The organism is Sulfuricaulis sp. (genome assembly GCF_049587675.1).
In the GTDB taxonomy this organism is placed as follows: domain Bacteria; phylum Pseudomonadota; class Gammaproteobacteria; order Acidiferrobacterales; family Sulfurifustaceae; genus Sulfuricaulis.
On the sequence record NZ_JBAVEJ010000109.1, the window covers coordinates 1 to 6,259 of the forward strand.

General features: G+C 61.7%; 8 protein-coding genes. All 8 read right to left on the minus strand.

Annotated features, from left to right (window positions below; all coding sequences use genetic code 11):
- Positions 1 to 282: 282 nt before the first annotated feature.
- Positions 283 to 894 (minus strand): tetratricopeptide repeat protein, encoded by a 612-nt coding sequence (locus tag WB402_RS05645; RefSeq protein ID WP_424205939.1) that lies wholly within the window; start codon positions 892 to 894, stop codon positions 283 to 285.
- 169 nt (positions 895 to 1,063) lie between these two features.
- Entirely contained in the window at positions 1,064 to 1,771 is a 708-nt protein-coding gene (locus tag WB402_RS05650) for an SPOR domain-containing protein (RefSeq protein WP_424205940.1), read from the minus strand.
- A complete protein-coding gene (locus tag WB402_RS05655; RefSeq protein WP_424205941.1) occupies positions 1,768 to 2,574 on the minus strand; it encodes a type III pantothenate kinase in 807 nt (268 codons plus the stop codon). Before WB402_RS05655 ends, WB402_RS05650 begins: the two co-directional genes overlap by 4 nt.
- Positions 2,575 to 2,644: 70 nt before the next feature.
- Positions 2,645 to 3,625, minus strand: a complete 981-nt coding sequence (gene birA / locus WB402_RS05660; RefSeq protein WP_424205942.1) for a bifunctional biotin--[acetyl-CoA-carboxylase] ligase/biotin operon repressor BirA — start codon at positions 3,623 to 3,625, stop codon at positions 2,645 to 2,647.
- Between the two features lie 45 nt (positions 3,626 to 3,670).
- Positions 3,671 to 4,099, minus strand: coding sequence for a universal stress protein (locus WB402_RS05665; RefSeq protein ID WP_424205943.1), 429 nt, complete (start codon positions 4,097 to 4,099; stop codon positions 3,671 to 3,673).
- A gap of 33 nt (positions 4,100 to 4,132) precedes the next feature.
- A complete protein-coding gene (locus WB402_RS05670) occupies positions 4,133 to 4,852 on the minus strand; it encodes a TerC family protein (protein WP_424205945.1) in 720 nt (239 codons plus the stop codon).
- A gap of 73 nt (positions 4,853 to 4,925) precedes the next feature.
- Positions 4,926 to 5,807 carry a 2-hydroxy-3-oxopropionate reductase gene (locus tag WB402_RS05675; RefSeq protein ID WP_424205946.1) on the minus strand — a complete coding sequence of 294 codons (882 nt, stop codon included), beginning with the start codon at positions 5,805 to 5,807 and terminating at the stop codon, positions 4,926 to 4,928.
- Between the two features lie 102 nt (positions 5,808 to 5,909).
- A partial coding sequence (locus tag WB402_RS05680) for an amidase family protein (RefSeq protein ID WP_424205944.1) occupies positions 5,910 to 6,259 on the minus strand: 350 nt, incomplete at its 5' end.

Consider the following 6,259-nt stretch of genomic DNA (forward strand, 5'->3'; position numbering starts at 1 on the left):
GTTGAAGATCCGCTGAAGACACTTAAACGACAAAATGATGCAGCGCCGATGGCGCAGCGGCGTGTGCCAGTTTTGTGCCAGCGTGGGACGGGGTGTGGCTGAAAATGCGGTAATTCAAATAGGGTTCGGGCGCGGGCAAGCGATACAAGTGATTGATGTTAAACGCGCCCTACTTCCTTAGGTACCTTTACAAATCAGGTGCTCTACCAACTGAGCTATGCGGGCCAGTACCGAAAAGCGGTGAATTGTAAGTATAGCGCTCGAATCAGACAATCGACCCAACTACTCTGCCAGACGCCTCTGGACTTCCTTGGTTGCTTCGGCCAGCGCCTTGGGCGACAGGTTGCGCGCGGCCTCGTCACGGATCGCCCGGGCTTCTGCCTGCTTCGCCTCGTCGGAAGGAAAGGAATTGAGCGCCATACCGGCCCAGACATAGGCCTCCTGGTAATCCCGGCTGACACCTTCGCCCTTCAGCAGCAACCGGGCGAGAGCAAGCTGGGCAGGCGCGTGACCCTGTGTCGCCGCGTCCTCGAACCAGTCCGCGGCCTCGTCGGGATCGCGTTTCGTGCCATGGCCATTGAGGTGCATCAGTCCCGCCTGATACTGCGCCTCGCGTGAACCGAGCTTGCCATGCTCGCGCTTCCAGTTGGACTCGCCCGCCTCTTCAAACCATTCGAGTGCGCGGGCCAAGTCACGTTCCACGCCCAAACCGTCGCGGTACATGATCCCAAGCTGATACATCGCATCAATATGCTGCCGCGTTGCATGCGATTCGAACAGCTTGAAGGCGGTGCTATAGTTTTGTTCGTCCAGCGCCTGCTGCGCTGCTTCCATATCCGCCCACACCGGGCCGGCGAGACCGAAGATCAACAGCAACAATGGTTTGATTCGCATAGACCCTCCTTCACCTGTTGTCAGCCGTTCGCGCATTGACATGGGGGAAGAATGCGCGAGATCAGACACCAACCGATATTTTCACCCGCTCAGGCAATCAAGTCGACCACGAAACGAACCGCTTAATGAATCTGCGTGAGTTGATACATTACTTCAGGAACGTCGCCATTCACGGGGAGCCATTCGACTTCGTGCGTGGCGACGGGCAGGTCGACTCGTGAAGCTGCACTTCCTTTGCGCCCCAGTCTGCCTGTTTGAGCTTCACGATATTATCCTGCGCCGTCGGCTCGAGGAGATCAAGCCAGTAAAGAGTACGGTCCTGGGTCAGCGGCTGCATGCTTGCCTCCACGCCCTTGGCCGCAAGTTCGCGCACCCGCGCCGTGGCATTGGCCTCGACGGAAAACAGGCCGAGCGATATCGCGTTGTGCCAGCCTTCTTCCTGAAACACGGCATGATCCTTGAAGCCGAGACGGGTGAGTTCCTGGCGCTTGCGCTCCGCTGCCTCCTTGGACGCGAGCGGCGGCAGGTAGACGCGGTAACCGGTGATCATTTTGGTTTCATCGGTGCGACGGGCAAACCCGAGGTGCAGCTCGTTCAACTTTGTCTCGGCCTGGGTGACGCGGGCCGTGTCCGTAAACGGGCCGAGATGAAAACAAACCGGCACGGCATTGGCCATCAGTTCCGCGTTCGCGGGCGGCGGCGTCTTGCGCGGTGTGAGCTTCACGTTCGGCTCGGTGAGCAGACGCATTTTTTCAAGAGCAAGCGGCGCACGCGCCGCACGCGTCTCCTCGATCGGCGTCTCCTTGTACCAGCTCGCCCACATCCACAAGCCGATATTGGCAAGCACGAATGTGGCAAACAACCATTTCAGTTTCATAAGGTATCCGCGATCCTGGCCAGGCCCTTCAGCACGAGATCCGGTACCGGCGTGTGCGCCGTACGCAGCCGCTCGGCCAGCGCCGGGGCATCACCGCCGGTCAGGAACACACGCATCGTCTCGCCGAGCGTGCGGCGGTATTCGTCAATCAACCGCTCCACCGCGCCCGCCAGACCAAACAAGGTCCCGGCGGCAACGCCATCGGCCGTGGATCGCGCCAGACATTCGGTGGCATCACCCTCGGTGGCGGGAATGCCGGCCGTTCCCCGCACGAGGCTGTCGCGCAACAGACGCAGGCCCGGAAAAACCGCGCCGCCGAGAAACTCACCCTCCGCTGACAAGGCATCCACCGTGACGGCGGTACCGCAATCCACCACGCACGCCGCGGAGGTGGTGAGTCCGCGCGCGCCGATCAGCGCCACCCATCGATCCACGCCGAGCTGCTCCGGCTGCCGGTAACGATTCCGCACGCCGAGCTGCTCTGTCTGTGTACGGACAATTCGCGGTGCAATTGACCAGCGCGCTTGGACCCATTTCTCCAGTGCCTGCATTCGTTCAGTGTTTGAAACGCTGCACATGACGATCTTCTGCGGGGCGGCCATATCGCGCCACAGTCTGTCCAGCAGTGACGACATCGGGTGTTCGAGCAAGGCCACCTCCGTGCGCCAGAGACCGGGCGCTTGCTGCGCCCATTTCAGGCGGCTGTTGCCGAGATCAATTAATAAATTGACGCGGTCCTTCCCTGGACCGCGCCCTTCGGGCGCGCTTTGCGCGGACGATTTCGTTTGAGACGAAATCGTCATGCGCGCCACCCGTGGCGCGCCCTGCGGTGCAGCGCGCAAATCGCGTCCAATTTCGCTCCCGGCGAAATTGTCATTTCTCCAGCCTCACGCTGATCTCGCCGGAATGAAACACCTGCTTTCCATTGGCAAGACGAACGATCAGGCCGCCATTTTCATCTATGCCCTCGACCGTCCCGAGAAATTCCCGATCACCCTGGATCAGGCGCACGCGCCGGCCGTGGTAAAGATGGCGCGACACCCATTCCTCGCGAAACGGCACGAAGCCTTTTTCGGTGAACACCTGGAACATTCGCCGCAGATGCCGGATCAGGAGCGCCGCGAGGCGGTTGCGGTCGGCGGTTTCACCGAGAATGTTGCGCAGGTCCACCCACGGCTGATCGATCCGCTCGGCATCTTCGCGACCGATATACGCATTCACGCCCACCCCGAGGATTACCTGTGTCGGGCCGGCCGACTCGCCCTGCACGTCGGCCAGCAGCCCGGCGAGCTTGCGTCCGTCCCACAACACATCGTTCGGCCATTTGAGTCCCGCAGCGTCGACGCCGTATTCCTCGAGCGCTTGCAGCACCGCCAGACCGGCGGCCAGGCTCAGTCCCGAGACAAGGCCCGGACCGCCGGGAAACTGCCAGGCCATGGAGAACATGAGATTGTGGTAAGGCGTGGCGACCCATGCGCGGCCACGCCGGCCGCGACCGCCTGACTGCGCCTCGGCGAGGCAGGCCATGCCGTTCATGGTCCTGGCGTGCGCGATGAGTTCAGCGAGATGGCGATTGGTCGATTCCGTTTCGTCGAGGACGTGCAGGCGGTCGCGGAAATCCGCGGCCGCGTCACCCAGATGTTTCAGGATGCGGGAACGATTCAGCAGCGTGAGCGGCGCGTCGAGTTTGTAGCCGCGCCCGGTCACGCGATGCACATCCAGTCCCGATTGCGTGAGACGGCGGACGTTTTTGCACACCGCTGCGCGCGTGATGCCGAGCCTCTTGCCCAAATCGGTGCCGGAATGAAACGCGCCGTCGGACAGCATCCTGAGGATTTCGGCGCGCGTGGTCATGCGGAAATTGTACCCGATTACCGCCCGCCGCCATCCCCCGGGCGGTTACTTCACGAAGGTCACCGGAATGTCTGTGAGATGCAGCACCTTGGACGCCACCGAGCCCAGCAGCAGGCTTGAAACCGAACTCAGCCCCCGTGTCCCCATGACGATCTGGGCGCAGCCATGTTCGTGTGCATAGTTGACGATGGTCTCGGGCACCGTGCCAACGACAATATGATAGGTGTGCGCCACCGAAGATTTGTCGAGCTGCTGGCGCACCGTCGCCAGCGCCTTTGCGCCTTCGTCGTGATAGTAGGCATTGAGCGCTTCCTGGCTGACAAACTTTTTAATATCGCCAAACGTCACCGGAGGCTGCACAGTCAGCACATGCACTTCCAGGGGTTCACGGCTGTTTTGCGCGAGTTGCAGCACATGACCCGCGGCCCGGTTGGCGTTGTCCGATCCATCCACGGCTACCAGTAGCTTGATCATCGTCCCTCCCGTTTATTCATACGGCGATCCGCATCACGGCTTGGACTCCTGCTGTTCCACCGCGACCTCGACCACCGCGCGTTTCTTGCGGCGCGCAAAATACTTGCCGGCGAGCACCACCAGGACCGCGCCCAGCAGCGGGGCGAACATGTGCAGCCACGTTGCATTCGCCTCGATCCAGGGAGCCGCCACCGGGTCGGTCACCGCCATCTCGCCGGCCACATAACCGAGCAGGGCGGCGCCCAAGGTGATCACCACGGGGAAACGTCCCATCAAACGCATGATGAGGGTACTGCCGTAGATGATGAGCGGCATGCTGATCAGAAGACCCAGTACCAGCAACACCACGTCACCTTTGGCAACGGCCGCGACGCCGAGCACATTATCGAGGCTCATCACCAGGTCCGCGATCACAATGGTCTTGATGGCCGCGAACATTCCTGCGTTACCCTCCGTCTCGCCGTCCCCATCGTCATCCGGTAACAGCAACTTGATGGCGATCCAGAGCAACAGCACGCCGCCGACGAGCTTGAGGTAAGGCTTGGCGAGTAACAGGACTGCAAACACCGTGAGAATGGCGCGCAGCACGATAGCGCCGGCCGCGCCAAAAATAATCGCCAGACGCTGCTGCGTCGGCGGCAAGCTGCGGCAGGCTAGGGCGATAACCACTGCGTTGTCGCCACTCAAGACGATGTTGACGCCGATGATCTCCAACAACGCGATCCAATTATTCGCGTCACTCAACCAGGCAATCATTCACCCCTCCCGCGCTATTTCCGATCCGGATTACGCAATATGTTTTATATCTATTGGCGACGGTCATTCGTTACTTCACGGACGTGCCGGACATCCGCTCCACGACCTTCACGATCGCGGCGGAGTCGAGTTCGCCGTCGCCGCTGCCCATGAGTGCGTTCAGATGCTGCGCTACCAGCGCCGCGCCCGGCAGGCCGATGCCGAGTTTGTGCGCATCCTCGATCACGATGCGGAGGTCCTTCTGATGCAGCTTCACCGTGAAACCGGGCTTGAAATCGTTGTCGAGTATGCGCTTGCCATGCGCTTCCAGAATCCTGCTGCCGGCGGAGCCGCCCATCAGTGCCTCGCGCACCTTGGCCGCGTCCACCCCGTTGCGGCGCGCGAACGTCAGCGCCTCGCTCACACCCTCGATGGTCAAAGACACCACGATCTGGTTGCAGGCCTTGGCCACTTGCCCGGCGCCGTGATCGCCTACGTGCACGATGTTCTTGCCCATGGCCTCGAACAGCGGCTTGACCCGCTGAAACGTCTTTTCCTTGCCACCTACCATAATAGAAAGCGTGGTGTTGATCGCGCCCGCCTCGCCGCCGGAAACCGGCGCATCCAGCATCTCAACGCCGCGCGTCTCGAGCTGCTGGGCAATGCGACGCGTGGCCGCTGGCGAAATAGTGCTCATGTCCACCACGACCTGGCCCGGCTTCAGACGCAACAGCAGACCGTTCTCGCCCGTCACGACATGCTCCACGTCCGGCGTGTCGGAAACCATGATGAAAATGATTTCGGCGTTCGCGGCAACCTCCGCGGCCGAACCGCAGGGCTGCGCGCCCGCCTCCGTTAGCACGTCCATCGTCACCGGCCGGCGCCCGTGTACCCACAGCGCGTACCCCGCGCGGAGCAGGTTAAGCGCCATCGGCCGACCCATGATGCCGAGTCCAATAAAACCCACCTTCATCGCCATCGTCGTGCCCCTTCTGAAAAAAAACGCGATGCCCCAGTTAAAAAGGAAATGCGACCGGTGTAAAGAGCCAATCGCGTGATTTGCGTACAGCGAGAACTAAAGTTCCGGGGGATTGCCGCGGAATCCGATCGCGTCTTCGCACCACAGCGCCACTTGCAGCAGACGCGCATCCTGCAAATAGCCGCCGACCAGTTGCAAACCGAGCGGCATGCCGTGGGCGCCCAGCCCCGAGGGAATGGTCAGCGCCGGCACGCCGCAAAGTGTCCACAGAGTGCAGAACGCGGGGTCGCCGGTATGCGCGAGCGTGGCGGGCGCCTCACCGCGGGCGGGCAGCGTCAGCAAGGCATCGTAACGCCGCAGGAAATCGCCCAATTCGCCCTGCAGGCGCGTGCGACTCTCAAGGGCGGCGTAATAGGCGGCTTCGGTAATCTTTGCGCCGTCATCGA